The organism is Vibrio sp. DW001 (assembly GCF_029016285.1).
Lineage (GTDB): Bacteria > Pseudomonadota > Gammaproteobacteria > Enterobacterales > Vibrionaceae > Vibrio.
Window position 1 is genome coordinate 988,804 of the sequence record NZ_CP091976.1, and the last position, 25,036, is coordinate 1,013,839.

Annotated in this window: 30 protein-coding genes; 15 read left to right on the forward strand and 15 right to left on the reverse strand. The window is 39.9% G+C overall.

All coding sequences use genetic code 11. The features are described 5' to 3' along the window. Window positions 1–2: 2 nt before the first annotated feature. On the reverse strand, window positions 3–755 hold the full coding sequence (locus L3V77_RS21805) for a ParA family protein (protein ID WP_275136921.1): 753 nt from the start codon (window positions 753–755) through the stop codon (window positions 3–5). A 374-nt stretch (window positions 756–1,129) separates the two neighbouring features. Further along, the gene (locus tag L3V77_RS21810; RefSeq protein ID WP_195705643.1) at window positions 1,130–1,276 is read right to left on the reverse strand and encodes a hypothetical protein; all 147 of its coding nucleotides are present in this window, start codon (window positions 1,274–1,276) and stop codon (window positions 1,130–1,132) included. Between the two features lie 294 nt (window positions 1,277–1,570). On the opposite strand from L3V77_RS21810, the gene L3V77_RS21815 reads away from it, so the two are divergent. Then, window positions 1,571–2,200: a glutathione S-transferase family protein gene (locus L3V77_RS21815; RefSeq protein ID WP_275136922.1), complete on the forward strand. Its 630-nt coding sequence runs from the start codon at window positions 1,571–1,573 to the stop codon at window positions 2,198–2,200. Here L3V77_RS21815 and L3V77_RS21820 read toward each other — a convergent pair. After that, entirely contained in the window at window positions 2,197–2,487 is a 291-nt protein-coding gene (locus tag L3V77_RS21820) for a DUF1496 domain-containing protein (RefSeq protein WP_275136923.1), read from the reverse strand. The two genes, L3V77_RS21815 and L3V77_RS21820, sit on opposite strands and share 4 nt — an antisense overlap. A 523-nt stretch (window positions 2,488–3,010) precedes the next feature. On the opposite strand from L3V77_RS21820, the gene L3V77_RS21825 reads away from it, so the two are divergent. Next, window positions 3,011–3,259 (forward strand): hypothetical protein, encoded by a 249-nt coding sequence (locus tag L3V77_RS21825; RefSeq protein WP_275136924.1) that lies wholly within the window; start codon window positions 3,011–3,013, stop codon window positions 3,257–3,259. A 72-nt stretch (window positions 3,260–3,331) separates the two neighbouring features. Next, a complete protein-coding gene (locus L3V77_RS21830; RefSeq protein WP_275136925.1) occupies window positions 3,332–4,225 on the forward strand; it encodes a DMT family transporter in 894 nt (297 codons plus the stop codon). A gap of 9 nt (window positions 4,226–4,234) precedes the next feature. On the opposite strand, the gene L3V77_RS21835 is transcribed toward L3V77_RS21830, so the two are convergent. The 6 genes from L3V77_RS21835 to L3V77_RS21860 are packed head-to-tail and all read right to left on the reverse strand — an operon-like array spanning window position 4,235 to window position 7,048. After that, window positions 4,235–4,447, reverse strand: a complete 213-nt coding sequence (locus tag L3V77_RS21835) for a hypothetical protein (RefSeq protein ID WP_275136926.1) — start codon at window positions 4,445–4,447, stop codon at window positions 4,235–4,237. An 11-nt stretch (window positions 4,448–4,458) separates the two neighbouring features. After that, the gene (locus L3V77_RS21840; RefSeq protein ID WP_275136927.1) at window positions 4,459–4,872 is read right to left on the reverse strand and encodes a GNAT family N-acetyltransferase; all 414 of its coding nucleotides are present in this window, start codon (window positions 4,870–4,872) and stop codon (window positions 4,459–4,461) included. 51 nt (window positions 4,873–4,923) lie between these two features. Further along, window positions 4,924–5,406, reverse strand: coding sequence for an ATP-binding protein (locus L3V77_RS21845; protein ID WP_275136928.1), 483 nt, complete (start codon window positions 5,404–5,406; stop codon window positions 4,924–4,926). Between the two features lie 2 nt (window positions 5,407–5,408). After that, entirely contained in the window at window positions 5,409–6,044 is a 636-nt protein-coding gene (locus tag L3V77_RS21850; protein ID WP_275136929.1) for a DUF1349 domain-containing protein, read from the reverse strand. Between the two features lie 31 nt (window positions 6,045–6,075). Beyond that, entirely contained in the window at window positions 6,076–6,576 is a 501-nt protein-coding gene (locus L3V77_RS21855; RefSeq protein WP_275136930.1) for a GNAT family N-acetyltransferase, read from the reverse strand. Between the two features lie 43 nt (window positions 6,577–6,619). Beyond that, complete coding sequence (locus tag L3V77_RS21860) at window positions 6,620–7,048, reverse strand: GNAT family N-acetyltransferase (protein ID WP_275136931.1); 429 nt, start codon at window positions 7,046–7,048, stop codon at window positions 6,620–6,622. Between the two features lie 233 nt (window positions 7,049–7,281). On the opposite strand from L3V77_RS21860, the gene L3V77_RS21865 reads away from it, so the two are divergent. The 6 genes from L3V77_RS21865 to L3V77_RS21890 all read left to right on the forward strand — a co-directional run bounded on the left by L3V77_RS21865 (window position 7,282) and on the right by L3V77_RS21890 (window position 14,172). Further along, window positions 7,282–7,629, forward strand: coding sequence for a DUF3316 domain-containing protein (locus L3V77_RS21865; RefSeq protein WP_275136932.1), 348 nt, complete (start codon window positions 7,282–7,284; stop codon window positions 7,627–7,629). Window positions 7,630–7,832: 203 nt separating this feature from the next. Continuing rightward, window positions 7,833–9,362 carry a nitric oxide reductase transcriptional regulator NorR gene (gene norR, locus L3V77_RS21870; protein ID WP_275136933.1) on the forward strand — a complete coding sequence of 510 codons (1,530 nt, stop codon included), beginning with the start codon at window positions 7,833–7,835 and terminating at the stop codon, window positions 9,360–9,362. 206 nt (window positions 9,363–9,568) lie between these two features. Beyond that, the gene (hcp, locus tag L3V77_RS21875) at window positions 9,569–11,230 is read left to right on the forward strand and encodes a hydroxylamine reductase (protein WP_275136934.1); all 1,662 of its coding nucleotides are present in this window, start codon (window positions 9,569–9,571) and stop codon (window positions 11,228–11,230) included. A gap of 75 nt (window positions 11,231–11,305) precedes the next feature. Beyond that, window positions 11,306–12,349, forward strand: coding sequence for a hybrid-cluster NAD(P)-dependent oxidoreductase (locus L3V77_RS21880; protein WP_275136935.1), 1,044 nt, complete (start codon window positions 11,306–11,308; stop codon window positions 12,347–12,349). Window positions 12,350–12,521: 172 nt separating this feature from the next. Further along, window positions 12,522–13,703, forward strand: coding sequence for a crosslink repair DNA glycosylase YcaQ family protein (locus L3V77_RS21885; RefSeq protein ID WP_275136936.1), 1,182 nt, complete (start codon window positions 12,522–12,524; stop codon window positions 13,701–13,703). A gap of 88 nt (window positions 13,704–13,791) precedes the next feature. Beyond that, window positions 13,792–14,172 (forward strand): CoA-binding protein, encoded by a 381-nt coding sequence (locus tag L3V77_RS21890; protein ID WP_275136937.1) that lies wholly within the window; start codon window positions 13,792–13,794, stop codon window positions 14,170–14,172. 49 nt (window positions 14,173–14,221) lie between these two features. On the opposite strand, the gene L3V77_RS21895 is transcribed toward L3V77_RS21890, so the two are convergent. From L3V77_RS21895 to L3V77_RS21905, 3 genes are all read right to left on the reverse strand, one after another. Then, entirely contained in the window at window positions 14,222–15,475 is a 1,254-nt protein-coding gene (locus L3V77_RS21895; RefSeq protein ID WP_275136938.1) for a hypothetical protein, read from the reverse strand. An 82-nt stretch (window positions 15,476–15,557) separates the two neighbouring features. Next, the gene (locus L3V77_RS21900; protein ID WP_275136939.1) at window positions 15,558–16,541 is read right to left on the reverse strand and encodes a Gfo/Idh/MocA family oxidoreductase; all 984 of its coding nucleotides are present in this window, start codon (window positions 16,539–16,541) and stop codon (window positions 15,558–15,560) included. Window positions 16,542–16,703: 162 nt separating this feature from the next. Beyond that, a complete protein-coding gene (locus L3V77_RS21905) occupies window positions 16,704–17,345 on the reverse strand; it encodes a hypothetical protein (RefSeq protein ID WP_275136940.1) in 642 nt (213 codons plus the stop codon). Between the two features lie 374 nt (window positions 17,346–17,719). Here L3V77_RS21905 and L3V77_RS21910 point away from each other — a divergent pair, with 374 nt between their 5' ends. From L3V77_RS21910 to yqfB, 6 genes are all read left to right on the forward strand, one after another. Then, complete coding sequence (locus L3V77_RS21910; RefSeq protein ID WP_275136941.1) at window positions 17,720–18,703, forward strand: hypothetical protein; 984 nt, start codon at window positions 17,720–17,722, stop codon at window positions 18,701–18,703. A gap of 212 nt (window positions 18,704–18,915) precedes the next feature. Next, window positions 18,916–20,934: an elongation factor G gene (gene fusA / locus L3V77_RS21915; protein WP_275136942.1), complete on the forward strand. Its 2,019-nt coding sequence runs from the start codon at window positions 18,916–18,918 to the stop codon at window positions 20,932–20,934. A gap of 201 nt (window positions 20,935–21,135) precedes the next feature. After that, window positions 21,136–21,990, forward strand: coding sequence for an alkyl sulfatase dimerization domain-containing protein (locus L3V77_RS21920; RefSeq protein ID WP_275136943.1), 855 nt, complete (start codon window positions 21,136–21,138; stop codon window positions 21,988–21,990). Continuing rightward, window positions 21,987–22,721 (forward strand): AzlC family ABC transporter permease, encoded by a 735-nt coding sequence (locus tag L3V77_RS21925; protein ID WP_275136944.1) that lies wholly within the window; start codon window positions 21,987–21,989, stop codon window positions 22,719–22,721. The genes L3V77_RS21920 and L3V77_RS21925 overlap by 4 nt, the downstream gene beginning before the upstream one ends. Continuing rightward, window positions 22,718–23,035, forward strand: coding sequence for an AzlD domain-containing protein (locus tag L3V77_RS21930; RefSeq protein ID WP_275136945.1), 318 nt, complete (start codon window positions 22,718–22,720; stop codon window positions 23,033–23,035). Before L3V77_RS21925 ends, L3V77_RS21930 begins: the two co-directional genes overlap by 4 nt. 47 nt (window positions 23,036–23,082) lie before the next feature. Next, window positions 23,083–23,394, forward strand: a complete 312-nt coding sequence (yqfB, locus tag L3V77_RS21935; protein WP_275136946.1) for a N(4)-acetylcytidine aminohydrolase — start codon at window positions 23,083–23,085, stop codon at window positions 23,392–23,394. Window positions 23,395–23,517: 123 nt separating this feature from the next. Here yqfB and L3V77_RS21940 read toward each other — a convergent pair whose 3' ends face one another. From L3V77_RS21940 to L3V77_RS21950, 3 genes are all read right to left on the reverse strand, one after another. Beyond that, window positions 23,518–23,796 (reverse strand): hypothetical protein, encoded by a 279-nt coding sequence (locus L3V77_RS21940; protein WP_275136947.1) that lies wholly within the window; start codon window positions 23,794–23,796, stop codon window positions 23,518–23,520. A 117-nt stretch (window positions 23,797–23,913) separates the two neighbouring features. Beyond that, on the reverse strand, window positions 23,914–24,402 hold the full coding sequence (locus L3V77_RS21945; protein WP_275136948.1) for a hypothetical protein: 489 nt from the start codon (window positions 24,400–24,402) through the stop codon (window positions 23,914–23,916). Next, entirely contained in the window at window positions 24,399–24,995 is a 597-nt protein-coding gene (locus L3V77_RS21950) for a helix-turn-helix domain-containing protein (protein ID WP_275136949.1), read from the reverse strand. Before L3V77_RS21950 ends, L3V77_RS21945 begins: the two co-directional genes overlap by 4 nt. Window positions 24,996–25,036: the final 41 nt, after the last annotated feature.

Below are 25,036 nucleotides of genomic sequence, written 5' to 3' on the forward strand. Positions count from 1 at the left end.
TATCAGTTGCGGAACGATAACAGATTTGAATATCTAACCTTATTGTTTGTTTGTGAATGCGGTTTAACGGTCAGGGACGTTACTTTTCGGTCCGTTAATTCTATTTGAAGCCAATGAAAAACCTCTCTCCAAAGTGGTGTATCTAAATCGACATCCAAGATGGTCTTCTTCTGAAATGGTTCTTGATAAAGATAGGAATCGCTCATTAGCCCTAAGGTTTGATATTGTCGAAAATGATCAAGTAGACTCCTGACCTGTTCAACCTGAGGGTTGCCTTCGGTACAACGATTAATTACGAAGCCCACCTTGACCTCTTTCTTGATTAAAGCCAGATTCTTCAATATTTTTTCAATAAGGGGAAGAGTGGCATGGAGATCGATTGGTGAAGGTTGAATAGGAACAACCACATAATCTGCCAGCATTAAATATTTTTTGATATGGTTATCATCAAAGTTAGCGGGTGAGTCAATGAGAGTAAAGTCGCAATCTCTATTTACCTTTACCGATGAAGCAATATCTGAGTAACCGCGGAAACTAATATTTAGTTGCTGAGATTCAATCTGTTGTATCTCTTTTGCCCAAGAATGGGAAGAACTCTGTTTATCACTATCAATGATTTCAACACAATACTGAGCCATACATAATTTTGAAGCGAGATTCACCGTAAAAGTTGACTTGCCAACGCCACCTTTTAGATTTAGCACGAGTATTTTTTTTGATTTCGCATGTGTAATGCTGATTTTTTTTCGAAGCATTCGACATTCCCGAGATATCTATATTTATTTCGACACAAAGACATCAAAATACATGTATCTCAAAAATAGCATAGGCTAAGTGAAATAAGAAATAAGAAATAAGAAATAAGAAAGAGAAAAAATCTCGTTTATCGAAACGGATGGGAAGTGTGTTTTGATAGCTAACTTATGGCTCTAGTCATTACCAGGAATTAGAATTAGAATGTGTAATTAAATTACATTGTTAATTTTTCTGTTTAATGCCCTATCCATGTGAGGAAAGAGTCATTTATGCACAATAACAAGTTTGATATTGTGGTTACTTCTGGGCTAATTTGAATGCCTTGTTGTACAACCGCTTTAAACAACTAAAGTGCTCTAAGCACCCTAGTAGCTTAAGCAATCCAAGTAAGGCTTGTTAATAATACAATGGTAGAAGTCACAGCAAACATAGTGAAAATTGCTGCAATCTCATGTAATACAGATACTATTTTATTGCTTACTTTTGGTGCTTCGATTTGTGAAGTTAATATTGAGCTCATGTCGTTTTCCTTGTTATTGTTTATCAGATGACGATCACATTATCGACATTTATGTGACCTGCGTCAACCTTTATTTGGTAATTAAATTACAATAATGACTTGGTGATTACGAAATGAGTTTGATCAGGTGATTTTAATTCTTTAAAAACAAGATGTTAATAAAATATTAATAGTATGTTTCGATAAAATGATTTTGATCTGAGGATACCAAAAGTGTGGAGTTGAGCTTGACTCCATTATTAATAGTGGACAATATGCATATAAAGTAAAACATAAAGAAATACCGAGGATTCCATGATTACTTTACACCACTTAGTTAGATCACGTTCAAAAAGAATTATATGGCTATTAGAAGAGCTAAAAGTACCTTATGAAATCAAGGCGTATCAAAGAGATACTGTCACTCAACTTGCGCCACCTGAATTGCGCGCGGTGCACCCTCTGGGTAAATCTCCGGTGATAGAAGAAGACGGCAAAGTCTTGGCTGAATCTGGGGCCATAACGGAATATTTAGCACAACGTTTTGCAAGCGAAACATTGGTTCCTGCACATGGATCCGATGAGTACCCACTTTATTTGCAATGGCTGCATTTTGCAGAAAGTTCAGCAGCGTTGCCTCTGTTAATGCATTATTTCTTGAAGGTTGATGGGTCAGAAACACGGTTTGTTTCTGATTATAGTCAAAATGAGATTAAACTCATTCTGGGTTATATGGATACGCACTTGTCTCATAATACTTGGCTAGTTGGTGACCAATTTACGGCTGCAGATATATTAATGTCATTTATTGTAGAAATGGCGGCGGGATTAGGTTTCCTTGGTGACTACCCTAAGCTGACAGAATATCTTGCTGCGCTAAATGAAATGCCTGCTGCGCAGAGAGCCGCTACTTTGGAGCAGCAGTATGATGAAAGTGCGGCTTAATCTACTTTGTAACTAGGTTTATTTGAGATCTTTGAACGCTCCTGACCCAATGGAAACCATCTCAATGGCCCATTCGATTGGCGAGCGTTTTCTTCACTGCATATTATGTGGTTTTCTCCAACCTGCAAAACCGCACCAAGCGAGTATGCTTTGTCTTGGTAATAGCAGACTCGTTTAGCTAGTGCATTGTTACTATTCCCTACAATGATGGCTTTACCTGGAGTAGAGATTGTATTTGCGTAACCAACTGTCGATAGTAGACCTAACATTAACCAATGTTTATTCATTTAATCTCCCTGTTATGACCTTTATCGTAAGGTAAATAACTTTGGTTCGTAATCCATTTAAAGTTATCACAGTTTCTGATTTTAACCAGACATGACTACCTATCTTCTTAATTGGCTCATTTAAGTATTTTGATCTACTCCAATTTTAAGGTGTAAACCAAGTGCCCCCTTTAAATTCAGGCAAAACTTGTGCCTTTCTCCGTTGTATCATGATTTCGTATTGAGCTCGCATTTTTCTGTCAATGTATATTTAGAGTGATATTGATCAAATAATTATGCACAAAACGCGAGGGTACATATTATTTACGTGATCTTCGTTGCGTAAATACAGCTTGATTTTAGAATATTAATGCATTTAGGCCATGAGTAGAGGATATTGAGTATTAGTACGCCATACGGTGTGTGTTTTTTGATAAAATCAAACAGTTTTAACAGTACTCTAGAATAATAACTGCTTCTATGGATATGGTCGCAACATAATTTTCTGTACATTTTGCTATCTCTCAGGACATGGAATTTGAGAATGGCGTGGAGAACGTCGATGCTAAGCCATAAATTAAGCAACCTACTCAAACTATATCGAATTGCCAATCGAATTGAGAATTTGAATACCATCTCTCATTGTTCAAATGAGTATCAGAAAGTGTTAATTAAGATAGATGGGCAAAAAATAGATCCGGCCGCTCGGATTTACTTGAAAGATCTGACTACCGTGCATCAAGCATGTAATGACATCGTTAAAAGAAAAATGGTGAATGTCGAGGCCGCATAACAGCGTTTTCGATAGCGGTTTTTAGACAATTGACTTATTATTGGTCAACTCAATATTAGATAGTAAGTTTATATGTCGCCTCATTCTCCAATCCAAGGTGCTAGCTGGATGTTAACCGCTGGCTTAGCTTTTGCTGTAGTTAATAGTCTCGCTCAATATGTTAGTATCAATTTTTCGCTTCCGTCTACCTCTGTTGCCTTGATTCAATATGGTGTTGCGCTTGTCGTCATTCTCCCTTATCTAAAGACACTCGGTATAAAAAAATCGTTAACAACAATGAACTTAAAGATGCATATCTTCAGGGTGTTGTTGTCTGTTATCGGTATTCAATTATGGATGTGGGCGTTAGCTTATCCTGTTCCGATTTGGCAAGGTATCGCTCTCTTAATGACATCACCGCTTTTCGCTACGATTGGTTCAGGTCTATTTCTTAAAGAAAAAGTTGGGTTTGCCCGCTGGGGAGCGACCTTAGCAGGCTTCGTCGGCGCCATGATTATTTTGGAACCTTGGGGGGAGAATTTCAATATTGCCTCTTTATTGCCTATCGGTGCTGCATTTTTCTGGGCATGTTATTCGTTGATGGTGAAAAAACTCTCTTCTGACGACTCTCCATCGACAATGGTGGTTTACCTTCTGTTGTTTATTACGCCCTTTAATCTACTTCTAGCGATACCAGATTGGACGATGCCTACAACGTCAATTATCTGGGTCTTTTTACTTGGTGCTGGCGCTATGACCGCGTTGGCACAGTGGGCGATTGTAAAAGCTTACGCGGTGGCAGATGCATCATTTGTTCAACCTTTCGACAATGCAAAACTGCCATTAAATGTACTGTTAGGATGGATGGTATTTGGTTGGGTTCCACCAGGTCGATTATGGTTAGGTGCTGCGATTATTATTGCAGCCGTCGCATTTATCACCCATTGGGAAAGCAGTGGTAAACGAGTATTGAGTGAAGCACGTTAAGTCTAATGGTTAATTTGTCTCTATACGCTCGTTTCTTTCATACTCATATTCTTCATATGGTTTACTTAAGCTGTCTAGGCACTCTTGGTAGACCGTATTGCTCTGACGACTACAGGTGCTTTTTTGTTGCGCGTGAATGGAGTCATACATTTGTTGCTTCGAGCATCCAATAAGAAAACCAATAGTGATAATAAAAAGCGTTATTTTATTGCATTTTGTCATTGTAAGATCCTTCATAACGATTTCATCATATAAAACTTCTTTGTTTCCACAGGAAAATCATCCATCGTCATCGCATGGGTATACCCCATTTTTTCATAAAATGTTCTCGCTTGAAAACTAAACGTATCTAGCAAACAGGAATGGCAGCCTTGCTCTTTTGCATACTGTTCGAGTTCAGATAATATGGTGGTACCTAACCTATTTCCTCTCTGAGTTTCATCTACCCAAAGGTATTGAATGAGTAACCAATTACCCCATATTTCGCCTGTGACACCTGCACTTTTGTCTCCGTTTATCTTATAACTGAAATTGGCGATTTCGTATCGTCTTAACCCTTTTAGATAGGGTGAATTATGCTTTATTAGGCCGTTCTTAATGTCCTGAATATCTTCAGCAGAAGGATTTACGACGATGGTAGAGGTCATTGTTTATTCCAAATGTTGATAATTATCAATGTCTATGATCTTGATCTTAGGTTAGTTATCGGATGATCTAATGTACGTGACTTTTTCATGTTGTGTTGGAACTTCAAACCATTGCCAGAACATCTGGAGCATTTCAGGTGTCATTTCGTAGGCTTTGTCTGTGCGGTCAACATTGCGTTTATAGGCTCGTTGGCTACAAACTTCGAAACTAGAATCTAGATAAATCAACTCAAAATCGAACCCTTGAGATTGTGCCCATTGGGTTATTTTTGTTCGTTCTAATTGGTTCCAAAAGCCAAAGTCAAATATGACCGAGGTGTTCAGTTGCATCATCTGTATTGCTGACAATTTAAATAGTTCGGTTAATGTATCCATACGCTCATCGAATAACTCTCTAGGCATGTGTTCACCGAATAACGGTATCATCCATTCGTCGATAGAAAAGCGGAATGCCGAGTGGGTATTGACCAATTGTTTTGCATAAGTGGTTTTTCCTGAGCCGATGAAACCACAGATAAAGTAGATTTTAGCCATGTTTAGAGTGTTCCGTGCGCTTTCCAAATACAATCTTTAACTGAAATGTGGGAAAATTCAGCAGTGAATGATGAATCGATAGGGCTGCATGCATAAACACCAAATTTAATAGACTTCTTAGGCGGTAATGGTGGATTTGCCGTTCCCATGCTTGAAGATGTTTCACCTAAAGCGTGGATATGAAATACCCGCATTTGGTGGAACGCTATACCATCTGAAGAGCTTTCAATAAGGAAGTCTGGCCCTCTACGACTTAATCTATACCAAATCTCTTTCGGCAGTTCAATATCGGTCGTTGCCCAATCAGAATAGCCCATATTGGTAACTACACTTCCGAGTCTCGAGTAATGTTCGTTTTCGTACTCGATTGAAGCTTTAAACCAATTTTCACTATCAAGATAGATAATCACGCCACATTGATCGAACAGATTTCTATATTGGAATGTTGCTTTCACAAGAAAAGTGAAATTGTTTGAAGATTCGAATTGATAGGCGGGTGCGTTGTCATTACGAAATCCATAATACGAACGCTGCCATAAATCGGTGTTCGGCTCTGTGGTAAAAAGAATAGAGCGGTCGGTGATGGTTTGTGATTTGGGTTCAGATATCCAAATGCCACTATGTATATCTATGCTCATTGCGGTTCCTCCTTATTACCAATTCAATATTTTAAGTTTTAATTCTTGCCATGTGATAGACACTGACAAATTCGCCCTTTCTAAACGCATAATCCTCTGACTCGCCCTCAATGACAAAGCCAAATTTTTTATATAATGCAATGGCAGATGCATTGTCGATAAAAACGGTAAGCTCTAATCTTTTTAGATTTAACCAGTTGTCGGCTAATTCAATCATGGTTGATAAAAGCGCACTGCCAATCCCTTTGCCTTGTTGTTCATCTTTCACGCCCATACCAAAAGAGCCGGCATGTCGGCGTCTTAAATTAGCAAAAACCTCGAACCCAAGGTTACCGACTATTTCGCCATCGATCTCAGCTACAAAGCTGTAAATGTTATCTGGTTTATTCGCGATCCTTGATTCCCACACAGCACCGTCAGGAAAAGGGAGCTGCAATGTGTTTGAGTAGGCATTTTCACATTGGTAAACTTGCGTAATACCTTGTGCATCTTTTGCTTCACTATGACGCACGATAATCTCTTTCTTATTCATAGATAGTCTCTCTAGCAATAGTTTATTTTTCTCAGGCCGAGCTCTATAGGTTCTTATATGCGTCTGGCTTGTGAATCTGCATCATCATCTCAGGGTTATTCAATGGCTCAAAACCGAATTGTTGGTAGAGGCCTTGTGCGTCTTTGGTTGCTAACATAATTCGCCTTAGCCCTTGAAGTTGAGGATGGTTTATAATTTCCGAAATCAACCATTTGCTTAGCCCTTTTTGCCTATGACCTTCCAGAATAAAAACGTCGGCTAGATAAGCAAAAGTAGCTCTGTCTGTAATTAGGCGAGCAAAGCCAACCTGATTGTTCTCGGAATCAAAAAGTGCAAAGCAAAAAGCATTTTCAATGGCTTTTTGCATGGTTGTTTTTGGAATGCCTTTTGCCCAATAGCTCGTAGAAATGAATGTATAGATCACATCAAAATCCATTTCATATGTCTCTGTAGTAATTCGATAGCCGTCCATTATTTATCCTTAACTCTTTGTCTACGTGCCCATTTTCATTTATAAGCTTGCGCTTACCTCAAATATACTTTTATTGAGAAAAAGTGCAATTAGTAGTCTGTATACGCATTCGGATGCCGGCTTTATCTTTACCAATTTTATACATACCTTTACCTTCCTTGACGGACTCTTTACTTAACGTTGTTTAATATGAGTACATCTCATGAGGGGATGAAATTAAAAAAGGCTAGATTATGAAAACATTATTAACGATTGCTACGACTGGTTTGGTATTAAGTACGTCTGTTTTTGCAGGTACCAATTTGTTAAAAAGTGAGACAGAATTTCGTTCTGAAGGCTATGCGACTCAAGCTCAAGCTTATGAAGCGGGCTTTGATATTGCGGATGAGTTGAAAGCGGCGTCAAACTCACAGCTTAAATTTCAGCTTCCAACCACACTCAATGGTCAGATTCAGAAGGTAGAGATTGAAGAGGTAGAAGTTAGTCTAGAGGAATTTTCAGCTCAACGTGGCGAAGTACAATACCGAGCTATAGTTGATGTTGATTACTCTTACACAGTGAAAGAGAGCAACAATAGTTAACGGTATACATGCCGAACAATACAGCCAATGTATAAAAATAGCTCGACTCAATGATGGGGGGGGGACTGTCCCGATCATTGAGTCGAGCTATCTGTTTTTATTCCGCAAGGCGTATTTTTAGAGAATCTTGTTTTGAATCAATTCATGATTGATGTAAAAAAGACATCATACGTATCCAGAAAAAATAATCATCTGAGATATTAATGAAGCCATCCCTAGATAAAGTGCTTTTACAGATAGCACTTGACCTAAGCTCCTCATTACCTAAAGGACAACACTATCAAAAACTGATAGATTCAGTAAATCAGGTGCTTCCTTGCGATGCTAGTGCACTGTTCATATTGGATAAAAAAGGTTTTCTTATTCCGGTAGCAGTCAGTGGTTTATCCAGATCCGTTTTGGGTCGAAAATTTTCCCCGCAGAATCATCCACGCTTAGAGCAGATCCTCACCAATAAAAAACCAACTCGATTTAGCGCATCATCTAAATTGCCTGACCCTTTTGATGGTCTACTTTTGGCAACACCAGATGAACATATTGATGTCCATGATTGCATGGGATGTAGTCTGTATGTTGAAGATAAATTGGTCGGTATATTGACATTAGATGCTTTGGAAGTTGGCGCATTCGAGAAGATAGACACTATTACTATCGAGACCTTTGCTGCCTTAGCCGCCGCGACGCTGAGGAATATAGCGTTATTTGAAACCCTGCAAGAATCCAATCGTCAGCAAAAATCGATAAACCAGCAACTTATTGAGCAAGCAAGAGACAAGCAAGGCAAGTTGGTGGGAGTCAGTCCACAGATGAATTATCTGAAAAGCAGTATATCTATGGTTGCAAGGTCAAATTATGCCGTATTGATTTCTGGTGAAACAGGCACGGGCAAAGAGCTTGTCGCCCATGGTGTACACGATCAATCAGAACGCCGCGATAAACCAATGATCTATGTAAACTGTGCTGCGTTACCAGAATCTATTGCAGAAAGTGAGTTGTTTGGCCACGTGAAAGGTGCATTTACAGGGGCGACAAGTAACCGAGCCGGAAAATTTGAACTGGCTAATGGCGGTACACTTTTTCTCGATGAAATAGGCGAGTTAGCCATTCATTTGCAAGCTAAATTGCTTAGGGTTATTCAACAGGGTGAGGTTCAAAGAGTTGGTGCTGATAAAAATAGTTTTGTAGACGTTCGGATTATCGCAGCAACGAATAGAGATCTAGAAAAAGAAGTAGAGGAGGGTCGATTTCGACCAGATCTGTATCATCGGCTGAATGTATTTCCTATTCATATTCCTCCTTTGCGTGAGAGAACAGGTGACATACCTGTCTTAGCCGGTCATATATTAGACAAAGTGCGGAGTCAATTTAACCTGCCTAACTTGCATATACACCCTCGATGCTTGGATTATATGGAAGGTCAAGCATGGTTAGGTAATGTTCGAGAATTAGAGCATACATTGATGAGGGTGAGCTTGAGAGCGATTCAACAAGAAGAGTATGTTATTAATCGAGTGCATTTTGGTGCGGATGATAAACTGATAAAAGCGAATAAGGAACAACCTTTCTTCCATAGAGAATCTAAACCGATGCGAGAAACGGTTGAGTCATTTCAGAAGCAACTTATTGAGCACGCACTACTAGAATCTAATGGTATTTGGGCCAGAGCAGCTGAATTCCTTCAAATGGATAGAGGAAATCTGTATCGAATGGGTAAAAAATTGGGTGTAAAGTAACGATAATTCGTAATGATGTGAAAATGACATCAATTGTGATGTGTTTTTCACATCATTACGTGAGAGTGGTTGAGAAATAAATCAATAGAATCAAATAGATAAATATTGGCATGGATAGTGCTTTAGTTGGAAAGAATTAAATGACCGTCGACCGTTTTAAATCCTATAAGAGTCGATGGAATAACTAGACTAACTGGAGCTTTATAATGTTTTGTATTCAATGCGAGCAAACAATTCAAACGCCAATCGGTAAAGGTTGTTCATATACGCAAGGTATGTGTGGCAAAACCGCAGAGGTTTCTGACCTTCAAGATGTGTTGGTGTATTCTCTGCAAGGTGTGTCGTTTTGGGCTGAGTTAGGTCGCGCTGTAAACGTTATTGATACGGAGATTGATCAGTGGGCACCTAAGGCGTTTTTCTCGACATTAACCAATGTGAACTTTGATCCAGTACGTGTTATCGAATTCGTTCAACAATCAAATGCTTATAAGCAACGTTTAGAAGAAAAAGTGCGCGCAGCTGCAATGCTCACTGGTTTTGACATTCCCGAGCTTTCTCCTGCCGCAAAATTCGAACTACCAAGTGACGAACAAGCGATTATTGAACTTGCTCCTCAAGCGGCCGTAAACCGTGGGCACGAAAGTGAGCATGAGGATGTGATTGGCCTTCGTCTCCTATGTTTATATGGTTTGAAAGGCGCTGCTGCCTACCTTGAGCACGCACGTGTTCTATCTCAAACTGATGACGAAGTGTATGGTGAATACCACAAAATTATGGCGTGGCTAGGCACTGACCCGACCGATCTGAAAGCATTACTGGATACATCAATGCAGATCGGTCTGGTGAATTACCGTATTATGGAGATGCTGGATAAAGGCGAAACCGATACATTTGGTCACCCAGAGCCTTCTCAAGTTAATGTTAAGACGGTTAAAGGTAAAGCTATCCTGGTTTCAGGTCATGACCTTCACGATTTAGAGAAAATTCTTCAACAAACAGAAGGCAAAGGCATCAACGTATATACAAACGGTGAAATGCTTCCTGGCCATTCTTATCCTGAACTTAAGAAATATCCACACTTGGTAGGCAATTACGGTAGTGCATGGCAGAACCAACAGAAAGAGTTCGCCAATTTCCCAGGTGCAATTGTAATGACATCTAACTGTCTTCTTAATCCTAACGTGGGTCAATATGCAGATCGTCTATTCACTCGCAGCATTGTTGGCTGGCCGGGTGTCGCGCATCTTGAAGGTGATGATTTCAGTGCCGTTATTGATTGTGCTCTAGCACAAGATGGGTTCCAGCACGATGAAATAGAGCAGATGATTACGGTAGGATTCGGTCGTAACGCTCTAATGGCGGCCGCGCCAGCGGTTGTTGAGCAAGTCAAAGAAGGCAATATCAGTCACTTCTTCCTAGTCGGCGGTTGTGATGGTGACAAAGCTGAACGAAGCTATTACACCGACTTTACGGCTCAGGTGCCTGAAGATAGCGTTATTCTTACCTTGGCTTGCGGTAAATTTCGTTTCAATAAAGGTGAATTTGGCGACATTAATGGTATTCCACGTCTACTTGATGTTGGCCAATGTAATGATGCGTATTCTGCTATTCAGCTCGCGATCGCACTTTCAAAAGAGTTTGATTGTGATATCAATGAATTACCGTTAACACTGGTTCTTTCTTGGTTTGAGCAAAAGGCAATTGTCATTCTTCTTACTCTGTTTGCATTAGGATTAAAAGGCATCTACACCGGCCCAACGGCACCCGCATTCTTAACTGATAATCTATTAGCCATCATGCAAAAAGAGTTCGATATGCGCAGTATCAGCAACGTAGAAGATGATCTAAAAACTATTCTAGCAGCTTAATTACTCTGCTTACTTTCCCGGTAATGTTCCCTCATTACCGGGCTTTTTTATTGTTGTTCTTGGAGATATTTAGTGATGTTAGCGTGGCAACATACCGATTCTGTCGATCTTATTTGTAAAGACAAGTGGAGCGAAACTCCTGATACAGTTAGCTTCTCGCTGGGTAGTATAGGTGATGATATAACGTTTGATTTTAAGCCAGGTCAATTCGTCACTCTTGGTTTTTCTCTGGTCGAAAGTGTCGAATATCGTGCTTATTCAATTAGCTCGTTGCCAAAGAATAATGAGCTTCAGTTTACTGTTAAGCGAGTGAAAGCTGGAAAGATCTCCAATTACATCAATGATACCTTGGTGGTGGGAGATAGGATTACGGTTCTTAAACCAGCAGGTAGTTTTAACAGTGTCGATTGTTTACCACAATCAAAAGTCGTTATGCTGAGTGCAGGATGCGGAATCACACCTGTCACATCGATGGTAAGGCAGTGGCTTTCTGAAAATGCCGACCTTGACATCGACTTTATCCATCAAGCAAGAAACAAAGAGAACACCATATATTTTGCGGAACTTGAAGAACTGGCAAATGCGCATCAAAATTTTCACTTGAAGCTGCTTTTAAAGGAGAACGAAGGTACGGATTACCAACAGGGTCGATTTGACCAAGAATGGCTGGAACGATTATGTCCTGATCTTCATCAACGTAGCGCTTACTTATGCGGCCCTGTCGGGTTCATGCAGGATACCAAATCTTATCTTGAAACTCTTAGCTTCGATATGACGAACTTTTTTGAAGAAAGTTTCTCACCAGAGCAAAATATGTGCGACATCGACCCGAAAAATGGTGTTGAACAAAGCGGAGTCGTTTCGGTATCGGTACCAAGCTTTGGTGTTGAAGTGGATGCAGAATATGGCACCATGCTGATTGACTCGCTAGAGAAAGCAGGGGTGCCCGTTATCGCGGCATGTCGAAGTGGGATGTGTGGTTCATGTAAGTGTAAAGTGAAAGTGGGGGAGGTTGAACGTACAAGTGTTGAAACGTTAACGACAGAAGAGATAGAAAAGGGTTTTGTATTAGCATGCTCTTGTATAATTAAATCTGATGTTGAGGTGAGTTTAAATTAAGTCTTGAGTCGTCGCTTTTTCGAATACTGCCACTTTAAATAAAAGGTGGCAGACTATAAACTGAAAAACCTTAAACGTCATATCTAAGCCACATATTAAATAGTGATCGATAATTACAGGTTATTTGTTATTGTCTATTTATGAGTACTCTTTTCGAGATTATATAATTAGCATGGCAGACTCACTATCACTTCAACAAGCAAGAAAACTGGTACTGTTATCTCAAAAACTACCAGCACGGCAACAAAAAGGAACGGCCTTAGAGGCGACTCTATCGGCTGTTGAACACCTAGGTTATGTGCAAATGGATACCATCTCTGTTGTCCAAAGAGCACACCACCACACCCTTTGGAATAGAAATCCTCGTTACCAACCTAGCCACCTAGATACATTGGTAAATGACAAACAAGTCTTCGAGTATTGGTCACACGCTGCCGCGTACTTACCGATGCGAGATTTCCGTTACAGCCTTTATAGAAAGAACGCCATTTTGGATGGTCATCAAAGTCATTGGTACAAACGTAACCATGGCGTCATGGATAATGTTTTGTTGAGAATTGAGAAAGAAGGCCCATTAATGGCAAGGGACTTCGATGGTGATGGGAATAAATTAGGTGCTTGGCAGCATAAATCCGCAAAAATGGCGTTAGAAAATCTATATATGCAAGGGGATTTGATGATTTCGTCTCGAGTGAAATTTCAAAAATCCTATGATTTGACAGAACGTGTATTACCACAAGATATAGATAAGAGTATTCCTTCAGCTCAAGAGTACGCTAGGCACCTTGTATTTCGTTATTTAAAGGCGAATGGCATAGGCCAGCTTGCGGAGATGAATTATTTACTTCAAGGCATTAAGCCGCACATCACCGCCATTTTAGAAGAGTTAGTAGAGAGTGGTGATGTAATGATAATAAAAGTCGCAGCGATAGAGTATTACACTCTTCCTGAAACACTTTCATTACTCGGCAAGCGTTACCAGATCAACAAACTGCATATACTGTCTCCTTTTGACAATCTACTGATTCAGCGAAAACGAATGCAAGCCTTATTCAATTTTGATTATCTTATTGAATGTTATACACCTGAAGCGAAAAGAAAATTTGGGTATTTCTCGCTCCCAATATTATGGAATGGGCAGTTAGTCGCACGCATGGACTGTAAAGCCGTTAGGAGCGAATCAAGGCTAGATATACATCATTTGGCGCTGGAACCGAGATTGGAGAAAGTGGATGATTTTATGTCTTCACTTAAGCAAGCGCTTCCGGAGTTTATGGTATTCAATGGTTGTGAAAGCTTTCTTTTACATAAGGTCACGGTAGACAGCAAGGTAATTGCAGCCGATCTAACCTAAGTTTGCAATGCGAATGTATTTACAGCTGTTATTGGCAAATGCTATAAACGATATAGCCACCGTCACTGAATAATAAGGAACAGTATTAATGATTACTGATACTAGCGAGAAGATTGCAATTTTAGGCATCTCTGATAAAGCCGAACGGTACAGTTTTAAGGCGTACCAAAAACTGCTTGAGAATGGATTTACAAATTTAGCTGGTATATCACCTAAAAAAATAAGTCTCTCCCAGATAGAACTCGTAGATACACTAGATGGGTTATCCGAAAATGTGCATACATTGACGCTTTATGTCGGCGCACAGCGTTTAGAACCAATGATTGAGCCAATACTGTCGTTGTCACCGAAACGTATTATCCTGAATCCAGGAACTGAGAATCAAAATTTGATGACTCAAGCGGCCAAACGGGGCATCGAAGTTGTTGAAGGGTGTACTTTAGTGATGCTTGCTACCGAGCAGTTTTAGATGCTTAGGAATGTTTGCTTCCGGATAAATGTAGATGGGATGAATAGAGTCACAGTGTTGCTTCTAACATTTGATTTAGCTGTGCTCTAATATGAGTTTCTTGTGTGTTAAGTAATGTATTTTCATGTTTATTAACTATATTTATGTTTCGAATTTGAGTGGTTGAATTCGATGCAAATTGATAGATATCCCTAATCAACATCATTGAGTTACGCATAATCTTTTCGCTTAACTCTGGGCTTACCAGCGCTTCTGTCTGACCTAAACCAAGCAAGCTCCTAATATCGATAAAATGTTGAACATAACCAGAGTGATGAACCTTGTATTCATTTCGATGGATTATGGCGTCTGAAAATGAACAGATATACGGATTATGTCTGAGTGTACCGAATCCCAGCACGACAACACAGTTATCATAATAAAGCTCTAGGCGACGGTCCCAAGTATCCGTTCCTTTTCCACCCTCAATGACAAACGCTATCTCGGCTTCAGCAGACATAATATTGCCAGCACAAAGCATATACGTTTCGGCGTTGCGGTCCCTCATCAGGTCGGGGCGATGGAGAGCTTCCAAAATTACGTTATCCAACGTAATTTTGGTGACTGAAATGGGTAACTTCTCTAGAAGCATCATGAATCCTGCGATAGCATGTATACCCATATCGAGGCCAAATCCAGCTCCGCCACTGGTGGCCAAATTAAGAAGTTGCCTCTCATTAAGAGCGGCTATCTTGTTGTTGAATCCAAATTCCTTTATTGAAGGGTGAGGATTGATTGGGTTGTCGACACCGACAGCGATGATCTTGTTGGGTATTGTATTGTGTGGGATATCCGGATTGGTTGTGAAGTCGATTAAAGGGGGAGTAACCATTGCAGTATCGATGAAGTAAAACCGATTACCATGTTCCTTCATCTCTTTAGATATTTGGTTAAAACCTTGTTCAATCTCGTTCAGAGAAAAAGACGGTTTTTCAATTACGATAAGACAATCACTGTCGGAAACAGTGGATTTTAGCTGTTTTAAGATATCTAAATGGTAGATTACCGGTGTTAAAATAAAAACGGCGGAAAGGGTATGTACCCCCCAAGACCTTGAATAACTATCAAAGGATGAATAGCTCTGGTGGTAGGCAATACCCGTTTGGCTGTTTAGCTCTTTTCGTGCACTTTCATGATCTGGAGTTGGATCGATAGCGATTAATGAGTAACGCGAATATAACTCTATCATAAGTTCTCGATAGAGCTTTATGACTGAATGTTCTGGGTTACCTAAGCCGCCAAATATGAGTATCTGTTTTTTCATCGCTACCATACCGTTATGCCGTTTATCGGGTCAACTTTTCGTTATCTAAACTCTCCATTGACCCGATCATATATCCGCCGGCCTATTTGTCAGCTGGAAAAACGACGCCAGTTTGCTTACGTATTTCAGTGATGACTTCGGCTACTTCTAACGAACGTTGTACGTAGGCGTAATTCATCGAACCATCGCGGATCTGTTCTGCAAAGGCGATGGCTTCGTAGATCATCGAATTTTCTTCCTGTCCGACGTGAACGGTTTGCGGGTTTGAATCGGTTTTTTGGATGGTAAACCCGTTACATTCGGATAGGTGATTGATTAAAATTACCCCTTCGTCACCTTGTAACTCGCTGGCAATATTGCCGTCAGACACTTTTGAATGTTGAATGGATACGATGAAGTTAGGGTATTCAAGGATAACGGTTCCATGAGCATCAACGCCAGACTCTAGCAGTTTTGCGCTGGCTTGAATGGCATCTGGTTTACCAAAGAGCGAGACGGCGGCGGCAACGTTGTAATAACCGATGTCCATAATTGAACCGTTAGAATATTTTGGGTTAAATGTATTTGGATTCTCACCATTGAGGTACTTTTGGTAGCGAGACGAATATTGGCAGTAGCTTAAATGAACGCTGCGCAGTTTGCCTATTGCGGCAAGGCTCATTTTGAGCTCTTCAAAGTTGGGTAAAAATTCGGTCTTAAACGCCTCAAAAAGAATGACATTACATTTTTCTGCCGCGTCATACATCTGGTTTGCTTCGTTTATATTGGAAGCAATAGGCTTCTCACAAATGACATGTTTCCCATGTTCCATCATCAAAATGGCCTGTTCGCAGTGCAAACTATTAGGTGAGGCTATGTAGACTGCGTCAATGCTTTTATCCGCACCGAGTTCTTCTAAGCTATTGTAGAAGTTGCAATCAGGGGCTTGATGTTCTTTTGCGAAACTGTGAGCGCTCTCTAATTGACGTGAATAAACGGCAGTCAATGTGAACTGATTGCTTTGCCTAGCGGCTTCGACGAATTTTTCTGATATCCAGTTGGTTCCAATGACGGCTAAGTTGATCATTTGTTCGTATCCCCAAATTGTTTTAGCTGATTAGCAAAGCAAGTTTAGCATTGTTAGATGAAAAAGTTGGACATAGTTAACAATAACTTATGGTTTTTCACAGAAACGTTAAATGGCAGAAAAGACCGTTGAATATGACCGTGTTGTCATTGCGCTGCGTGACTATTTCCTAGACATATGGAAGCTACCAAAGGCGATTTTTTCTAGCCCAATATTGCCACCTTGTTCAAGGAAAAAAAACTCCAGCTCGTCATCTTTCCCTTTACCAACAAAATGGTGGAGAGTGCCATTTTTCGTCAATTTTTTGGTGTAAGCCGTAATAGTGGCACGCTTTATTTTTTGTTTAGAAAGAAACTCATAGTATTCCCTTGGCCCACCAGAGCGTAGATCGAGAATAACTTGATTGATTAAAGGCATAAAAGGGTAAACATTGTCAGGCATGTCAGTTTGTTTATTATTTTTTTTATTTTTTATTTTTCGTGTTAAAAAATCATAGGTAAAGGCTCTCTTCTTTGACCCTATTTTTTCGGCATACTGAGTGGTGACGGGAACGACTTGCCTATCAATTTTTTTGTATGTGCCTTTTTCGTTGATTTTGGCACCAATAAACATAAAAGAACCTTTAACCCGAGTCTCATAGTTACAGACGTCTTCATTGCAATGTGAAGTCATCACCACGTCTCCGAGTGGTACTGGGCCCAGACCAACAGTAAACTCTCCATTCGCCCCTGCCATTGCTTGAGAGAAAATAGGGAATAATGAAGCAATAGATGCGATACAAATTGACAATGTTTTAGTTAGCATACAATAAAATAATCAGTTGAGTTATGAATGAGTGATAGTACTAAATCTAGATGAGTTGTTAGAACAGGTCCAATAACTATTAATTCTCAGTTCGATAAAAAGCGTCGTTACCGATGTACGAATCAAAAGAGTACGGAGTAAATCGTCGGTAAACAATAGCTTTGTGTACAAATCATCTATAATTAAAAAATAATAACAAAAAAAGAAAAGAGATATTGAAGATATTAGAATGTACTAGTGATAACAATGAAATTCTATTCTGTCCAAAGGTGATGGGGCGACAGAACATCGGTCACCGATTTATTCTTACGATGTCAATTTTATTCCTCGCACCTGAAGTTCATGGTCAGTCTTCACAAAACATGGATATAACCATGTTATCAGCTGAACAAGATCATCAAGAATTATCGACTGATTTTTCTTATCAAGACGGGAACTCCTGGATTGATGATACAGAAGATTACTTCTCTGAGACTGTGCATGACTTTAGTGCTTTTTTGGATCAAGGTTTGGCGAAGCAAGATGATGAAGAAGCCTTGACCAATAAGAGTTATTTCAAAATTAAGTATCGTTCAGAATATAGCCATTATGGCTATTTTAACTCCGATGAGAGCATTTCTATTCGTATTGATTTACCTCACGTAAAAAACAATTGGAATATAATCTTAGAAACCGACCCAGACGACTATGATTCTTTAGAAAGTAAGCAAAGAGGCTTAACGTCAGATGCGTCAAAAAATAGCATTGATGGCGCGATAGGAGGCGTTCGATTACAAGACGAAGAGCTTAACAACTGGCGTACTAATCTTGATTTGGGTGTCAAAATACGTTTGCCTTTTGATCCATTCGTAAGGGCTGAACTTCGTAGAGTTGAAGATTTCTCTCAAAGCTGGACAGCACAGTTTAAACAAGACGTATTTTATTATCACTCGTTAGGATCTGGTTCATTGACCGAATTGAACTTTTATCACGCCTTAACGGAAAATGATTCTAAGATTTTTAAAGTAGGATCAAGTGCGCAATATATTTATGAGGATGATAATTGGGAACTATTATTTCAACTTAAGTATTTCGATCGTCTGAGTAACAATCATTTATTGGAATATTCCACAGGCGTTAGTATTGAGCCAAATCAGGCAGATGAAGTCGCTAATTCGTGGGTATCCGCATCCTGGCGCCAAAAAATCTACAGTAATTGGCTTTACCTCTCTCTTACACCACAAGTCGATGCTCCCCGGGAATTGGATCATAAATTAAATATGGGTATTCAACTGGAACTAGAGGCGGTGTTTTCAAAAAATAGAGACCTAGATCGTCTTAATCGGTTTATTCCTCGCTCTACTCGGGTGACAGATTAGTGGTTTGGTCTTGCAGCGTTGTTACAGCTATGAATTAAGTCACATTATTTTTAAGGGAATGGGTTCAAGCTAGTTATAGGTAACCGAGTTAAAGGATCAACTTTGTATATGGCTATCCGAAAAATGACGTGGAAGACGAGTAGGCGGTGAGACCGCCAGCTCCGAAGATGTTTTTGTTTTAAAAACTGTTCACGAAATTTTAGGAGTTCATCATGCCCATAAATAAAATCCGTAATATCGCTTTTATAGGTCAAACTGGTACCGGTAAAACAAGTCTTATTGAGCGTCTTCTTTTTGAATCAAAAACCATTAATTCGCTTGGTTTTGTTGATAAGGGGGATACGGTCACCGATTTTGACCCACTGTCCATTCAATACAAGCACAGTATAGAAGCGACCCCGGTTTCGTTGTGTTGGAACAATCATCGTATGAACTACATCGATACTCCCGGGCAGGCAGAGCTACTGGGCCGGACCTATAGTATCTTTCCTGCTGTTGAATCTACGGCGCTTGTACTCGATGCAAATACCCCTTTAAACCAAGTGTCCGATAGATTATTTACTTTTGCTAAAGAACAAAAAAAGTGCCAAATGATCGTGGTAAATAAAATCGACTTAAACGCCAACAAAATCGTTGAACTAATGGCCAATATTGCAGAGCATTTTGGTGATGCTTGTTTGCCCATTAATTTGCCTTCTGAAGATGGTACCTCAGTAGTTGATTGCTATTTTTCCCCAGAATATGAAAAAGCGACGCTTATTGATGATGTGACAGCGGCTCATGAACGCTTGATTGATCAAGTGATAGAAGTCGACGAAGATCTAATGGGAATCTACTTGGAACAGGGCTCTGAACTCAACCCTAATCAATTGCATGACCCATTTGAAGAGTCATTAAGAACTGGTCACGTTATTCCAATCTGCTTTGTCTCTTCTGATACGGGGGCTGGAGTTGACCTATTGCTAAAAACGCTCGCTGAAATTATGCCAATGCCTAACGAGGGTAACCCGCCGTTGTTAGAAAAAAAAGGCAAGCAAGTTCAAGTGAACTGTGAGTCTTTAGAGCATAGTGTCGCGCATGTATACAAAGTTAGCGTGGATCCTTATATGGGAAAACTGGCTTATGTTCGCCTATTTCAAGGTGAGATAAATGCAGGTAGCCAACTCTACATTGGTGAAAATAATAAGGCGTTCAAAGTTGGGCATCTTTATCAGTTACAAGGCAAACAACGAAGAGAGATCCAAAAAGCCATTGCTGGAGACTACTGTGTGTTAGCCAAAGTGGATGACCTGCATTTCGATTCTGTGATCCATGATTCACACGAAGAAGATGGCATACATATGCGTACGCTGACATTTCCGCGGTCCATGTATAGTTTAGCCGTGACGCCTAAAAAGCGTGGAGATGAGAAAAAAATATCTGAAATATTGAATCGTATTTCTGCGGAAGATCCGTCTTTGCGAATAGAACACCGAGTAAGAACAAACGAAACATTAATCAGTGGTCAGGGTGAATTCCATCTAAAAGTGGCCTTAGAGAAAATGGCCATGGTTTATAAACTAGAGGTAGAAACCAGTCAACCCAGTGTTGAATATTTTGAAACCGTAACAAAACCAGCAGAAGGAATGTATCGCCATAAGAAGCAAAGTGGTGGGGCTGGGCAGTTTGGAGAGGTTCAGCTTAAGGTTTGCCCTCTACCTCGAGGGGCGGGCTTTAAATTTGTGAATAAAGTCGTTGGTGGTGCAATCCCTACTTCTCTCATCCCGGCAGTAGAAAAAGGCGTGCGTCAAGCTATCGATGAGGGTGCGATTTCCGGGAATCCGATTAAGGATATTGAAGTAACGGTATATGATGGAAAGTATCATTCGGTCGATTCTAAAGAGATCGCCTTCGTTATTGCGGGTAAAAAGGCGTTTTTAGATGCAGTCAGTAATGCTGAGCCCATTGTGTTAGAACCCATTGTGCAATTGGATATTCATATCCCTACACACTGCGTTGGGGATGTGTCTGGAGACCTTTCGGGTAATCGAGGATTAATAGAGGGAAGCCGGCCTGAAGCGAATAATTTTACCCTTCTTAAAGCGAAGTCGCCTATAAATGAACTACAAGAGTATTCGCGCCGTATTCGCGCTATTACAGGGGGAGAAGGCCGTTTTGATATGACATTGAGTCACTATGAGATTGCCCCCCCTGCGATACAGAAAAAGGTGTGTGAAGAAGCGACTCAATAATAACGACAATTCAGTCGCTTAAAGGCGTTCCTTAGGGGACGCCTTTTTATCTTTTACGTGATGGAAGCTATTCTCGTGCAGTTGCGAGCCGAGAAAAGTGGAAATAACACTTTAAATGTATGTTGTGTTTTTTACTACTTGAAAGGATGGAGTTTACCTCCTATTGTAAGGCCTTCTTATGCGCGTAATTTGGTTGTGGTTGTGATGAAAAATTTTTTGGTGCTTTTTATAGCTCTATTTATCTCTTTTAGTGGTTCTGCCGCAGAGAAGTATTCTGAGAGTGACATTTTGGAACGTCCATTAGTCGAGCGCTATATATTGGATGAGCTTAAAGCGCTTAGACAAGACCAGCAAGATCTGGAGCGTAGGTTAGTTATTCAGATTACGGACCGAGAGTTAGAAGTTGCCGATAAATCCATGAATTATGCCAATGTAACGGTAACGTATTTCTTCTACATTATTGCTGGAGTTGCCTCATTGATTGCACTGGTTGGCTGGCAGTCATTAAAAGAGATCAAGCAAAGCACCAAAGAGATGGCTGATGCGCGCTTGAATAAATTAGCCAAAGAGTATGAAACCAAATTTTTAGCATTAGAGAGAGATCTAAAACGTAAAACCCGTATTATTTCTGAAAATAACCAAGAAATTGAGATCATCAATGAGGTTCATAATCTTTGGTTACGAGTTCAAAATGCTCAAACGCCTGAGCAGAAAATGGAAGTTTGCGATGAGATCCTAGTCATTCGCCCAGGTGACTTAGAAGCGTTGACTCATAAAGCGGATGCGGCAATGGAAATGAGCGAATATCACTGGGCTATGAGCCTTTGTAATCGCGTACTTGAAGTTGATGATAACAATGCACATGCGTTATACCAAAGGGCTTGTTCCTATGCGCGTTTAGGAGCAGAAGAACAGGCTATCTATGATCTGCATCGCTCTATTCAAGTCAGTGCATCCATTCGTGAACTTGCCGCAGAAGAGCCCGATTTAGAGTCATTACGTGGGAATCTTCAATTCGACACATTAATTGAAGGGGTGGAAGGTAGTCAGGCGTGATAGCTAGAAAACGTCTTTTCTGGCGGGGAGCATTAGCCATATTTCCACTCTCGGTGGCGGTTATTCCATGGGGCTTTTTGGTCGGTTCGTTTGCTATGGATGTCGGACTAACACCTTTTGAGGGACAAGCGCTTTCGGCCATATTATTTGCTGGCTCTGCGCAGTTGGTTGCGGTCGGGATGTTTAAAGCGGGTGTTGGGGTGAGTACCATGCTCTTAACCACGTTTTTTATTACTTCACGACACTTTTTATACAGTGTATCAATGCGGAGTAAAATTGCACCACTGTCGATTAAGTGGCGGTTATTGTTGGGTTTTTTACTGACAGATGAGCTGTTTGCGGTTGTAGGTAACCAAACACCAGAACGATTTAAACCTTGGTATGCTCTGGGCGCTGGGCTGAGTTTCTATTTGGTTTGGAATATTGCTACCTTGGTCGGAATCGTAGCAGGAAGTCAGATCCCAAATCTAGATCAATTGGGTTTGGAGTTTGCTGTTGCCGCAACCTTTATTGCTTTGGTCGTCCCTACTATAAAAAACATTCCTATTTTAATGTCCGTTATTGTAGCGTTGGTTCTATCCGTTGCATTGGAGTATATGAAAATTGAAGGCGCCTTAATGGTATCGAGTCTTTTTGGTATGTTAAGTGGCTTCGCTTGTGAACGGCTATGTAGAGTTGACAAATTATATGATAAGAAGCGAAAAGATAAGAATAGTGAGGACAAGCTATGATTTTGTTTTCTATATTCGCGATGGCAGGGTTGGTGTTTGTCAGCCGTTATCTTTTTTTAGAACCCAAATTACCCATCAAACTGAATACAACCACTCAAAGGTTGTTAGCATATTCTAGCCCAGCAATATTAACGGCCATTTGGGCGCCTATCGTTTTTATCCAAGATGATGAGTTGTCTATTGTTCCAACCAATCCTTATCTGTTGGGTGCGCTCTTTGCTGCCTTCATGGTCTGGAAAACTAGGAACGTACTTTGGACGACGATAGTCAGTATGGCGCTATTTTTGTTTCTAAAATTGGTTGTATTTAGCTAACAACACGAAAAATCAACAGACCTTAATACCAAAGTAAGGAAATATAAATGAGTTTATCAGAGATGACGTTTTTCGAACGTTTTGAAACTGACATTTTGTCAGGTAAAAAGACGATTACAATTCGAGATGAGTCTGAAAAAAATTATGCTTCAGACTCAATTGTTCAGGTGTCTACTCTCGAGACTGGCCGTTGGTTCTGTACATTGCAGATTGTCTCGGTAGTTGCGATTAAATTCAACGATTTGACAGAATTTCATGCACATCAAGAAAATATGTCGCTTGTTGAGTTGAAAGCGGTTATTCGCGAAATATATCCCAATATTAATGATTTGTACGTCATTAGTTATGCTCTTGTTTAAACCTTTTAAGTCGAGAATCAAGCAACACGATAGAAAGAGTAAATGAATGGTTTCTGAAGCTTAACTGATTATCTATCAGCGTGAAGTAGAAGGAAGATGTAAAGAAATAGAACCGAAAATTAGTTATGCAATGAGGTTGTTTCTCACTAAGCCTCGGCGAACATTTTTGCAGAGCTTGCCAAACTGTCTAATATCGTCAAAATGTGGCGTTATTCCGCGAGATATTGCTGATTCCCAGTAAGTGAGCTCTGAGTCCACTAGTTCAAGAAGTTTTTTAGGACAACCAGTGCAGTTGCTTTTTGTTCCGCAGGTAAAGGTGTCTGGTTCATACAAAGGTAAGGTATCTTTCACCTGTTGTATCAGCTCTAACATTGCGGTGCATCTGTCTGGTTTCTTGTTCATCTTGTTATTTGATTCGCTCTCGGATTTATGCAGTTTTAATAGCTTACCTTACATAACTTGTATAATGACATGGTGTCTGTTGTTATAGAGTAATCGTTTATGGGTTGATTTTCGAGGTCAATTTGACGTGTTTATATTTGAAAACCATCGATCAGAGAAATCCGTAAATCCAACAACATCAACCTTTAAAGCCATTGATATTGGGTGTTCTCTTAACATCACGATACTATCCGCATTCCACCTATAGATCCAAAAATGCTTCGGTAATCCATCATCAAATAGTACATGAGTAGTATCGAATTTTGTATTACCTGTATGACTATCAAATATCTTTTCAGAGCTGGTATAGATATAAACAAGTTGATTAAAAAGTGAGAATTGAAATCCCTCACTCTGCCAAACGGATCCTTCAATGTCTTCAGTTACCACTGTTACCTTGGCGTTGTTGCAGGTGATATATATATTCGTGCCATTACTGTTTTTACTTGTGAATTTGTATTTACATCCGAGAGCATTCAGAAAACTTAGGGAAATAAATAGAAGCAATGCTGACCAGACAAGTAGTGCCACGGATAGACAGATCGTTCGTTTCTTAATAGCAATCATTTGAAATTAACCAAATTATGTTTAGATATAAAATTAGATTCGACATCTCTAGTAAGTTGAATTTCCTCTGTAACATCACTCAGTAGATTTCTATCTAGCGAGCAAACAGTGATCACAGTAGTTGAATTACACGTTATCGAAAGCCAATTATTGGCGATATAAATAATTGGGAAAATGCTAGACGTGATAAGAAAAAATAGAAATAGGTACTCTATACTAGGTCTTATTTCTATTTTAGCCGGCAGAGCAGCCTTGGCATTTTCGTTCTCTTTAGTCTGTTCTATATTTGAGCAATCGAGCCAGTAACCCACTTTTGGAATATTGATAATATCCCAATCGGTAGAATGTTTTATTTTCTTACGTAAGTTTGATATAACCACAGTTAGAGAATTGTCGCCTGTGGGTTGGCCTTCCCATCCAGCCATTATCAGTTGTTGTTTGGTTATTGTTTCTCCTGCATGATTGATAAGATACTCCAAAACTCGGAACTCTGGCGACGTGAACTTGATTGTCTGAACCTCTTCACCATCTAGGCGAAAGAGCAGTTCACGTCTAATATTGATTAACTGCACATCTCGAATAACTCGGATCATGAAAAAATAATAACCATAGTCTTAGTAATGTTTGTAGGATA

Excerpts from the sequence above, each read along its gene's own strand:
- L3V77_RS21945 (WP_275136948.1), bottom strand. The coding sequence starts at position 24,402 with ATGATTGCTATTAAGAAACGAACGATCTGTCTATCCGTGGCACTACTT.
- L3V77_RS21810 (WP_195705643.1), bottom strand. The coding sequence starts at position 1,276 with ATGAGCTCAATATTAACTTCACAAATCGAAGCACCAAAAGTAAGCAAT.
- norR (WP_275136933.1), top strand. The coding sequence starts at position 7,833 with ATGAAGCCATCCCTAGATAAAGTGCTTTTACAGATAGCACTTGACCTA.
- hcp (WP_275136934.1), top strand. The coding sequence starts at position 9,569 with ATGTTTTGTATTCAATGCGAGCAAACAATTCAAACGCCAATCGGTAAA.
- L3V77_RS21830 (WP_275136925.1), top strand. The coding sequence starts at position 3,332 with ATGTCGCCTCATTCTCCAATCCAAGGTGCTAGCTGGATGTTAACCGCT.
- L3V77_RS21880 (WP_275136935.1), top strand. The coding sequence starts at position 11,306 with ATGTTAGCGTGGCAACATACCGATTCTGTCGATCTTATTTGTAAAGAC.
- L3V77_RS21850 (WP_275136929.1), bottom strand. The coding sequence starts at position 6,044 with ATGAGCATAGATATACATAGTGGCATTTGGATATCTGAACCCAAATCA.
- L3V77_RS21855 (WP_275136930.1), bottom strand. The coding sequence starts at position 6,576 with ATGAATAAGAAAGAGATTATCGTGCGTCATAGTGAAGCAAAAGATGCA.
- L3V77_RS21950 (WP_275136949.1), bottom strand. The coding sequence starts at position 24,995 with ATGATCCGAGTTATTCGAGATGTGCAGTTAATCAATATTAGACGTGAA.
- L3V77_RS21865 (WP_275136932.1), top strand. The coding sequence starts at position 7,282 with ATGAAAACATTATTAACGATTGCTACGACTGGTTTGGTATTAAGTACG.
- L3V77_RS21840 (WP_275136927.1), bottom strand. The coding sequence starts at position 4,872 with ATGACCTCTACCATCGTCGTAAATCCTTCTGCTGAAGATATTCAGGAC.
- L3V77_RS21930 (WP_275136945.1), top strand. The coding sequence starts at position 22,718 with ATGATTTTGTTTTCTATATTCGCGATGGCAGGGTTGGTGTTTGTCAGC.
- L3V77_RS21845 (WP_275136928.1), bottom strand. The coding sequence starts at position 5,406 with ATGGCTAAAATCTACTTTATCTGTGGTTTCATCGGCTCAGGAAAAACC.
- L3V77_RS21835 (WP_275136926.1), bottom strand. The coding sequence starts at position 4,447 with ATGACAAAATGCAATAAAATAACGCTTTTTATTATCACTATTGGTTTT.
- L3V77_RS21905 (WP_275136940.1), bottom strand. The coding sequence starts at position 17,345 with ATGCTAACTAAAACATTGTCAATTTGTATCGCATCTATTGCTTCATTA.
- L3V77_RS21825 (WP_275136924.1), top strand. The coding sequence starts at position 3,011 with ATGGCGTGGAGAACGTCGATGCTAAGCCATAAATTAAGCAACCTACTC.
- L3V77_RS21910 (WP_275136941.1), top strand. The coding sequence starts at position 17,720 with ATGTTATCAGCTGAACAAGATCATCAAGAATTATCGACTGATTTTTCT.
- L3V77_RS21805 (WP_275136921.1), bottom strand. The coding sequence starts at position 755 with ATGCTTCGAAAAAAAATCAGCATTACACATGCGAAATCAAAAAAAATA.
- L3V77_RS21820 (WP_275136923.1), bottom strand. The coding sequence starts at position 2,487 with ATGAATAAACATTGGTTAATGTTAGGTCTACTATCGACAGTTGGTTAC.
- L3V77_RS21900 (WP_275136939.1), bottom strand. The coding sequence starts at position 16,541 with ATGATCAACTTAGCCGTCATTGGAACCAACTGGATATCAGAAAAATTC.
- fusA (WP_275136942.1), top strand. The coding sequence starts at position 18,916 with ATGCCCATAAATAAAATCCGTAATATCGCTTTTATAGGTCAAACTGGT.
- L3V77_RS21815 (WP_275136922.1), top strand. The coding sequence starts at position 1,571 with ATGATTACTTTACACCACTTAGTTAGATCACGTTCAAAAAGAATTATA.
- yqfB (WP_275136946.1), top strand. The coding sequence starts at position 23,083 with ATGAGTTTATCAGAGATGACGTTTTTCGAACGTTTTGAAACTGACATT.
- L3V77_RS21885 (WP_275136936.1), top strand. The coding sequence starts at position 12,522 with ATGGCAGACTCACTATCACTTCAACAAGCAAGAAAACTGGTACTGTTA.
- L3V77_RS21895 (WP_275136938.1), bottom strand. The coding sequence starts at position 15,475 with ATGAAAAAACAGATACTCATATTTGGCGGCTTAGGTAACCCAGAACAT.
- L3V77_RS21860 (WP_275136931.1), bottom strand. The coding sequence starts at position 7,048 with ATGGACGGCTATCGAATTACTACAGAGACATATGAAATGGATTTTGAT.
- L3V77_RS21940 (WP_275136947.1), bottom strand. The coding sequence starts at position 23,796 with ATGAACAAGAAACCAGACAGATGCACCGCAATGTTAGAGCTGATACAA.
- L3V77_RS21890 (WP_275136937.1), top strand. The coding sequence starts at position 13,792 with ATGATTACTGATACTAGCGAGAAGATTGCAATTTTAGGCATCTCTGAT.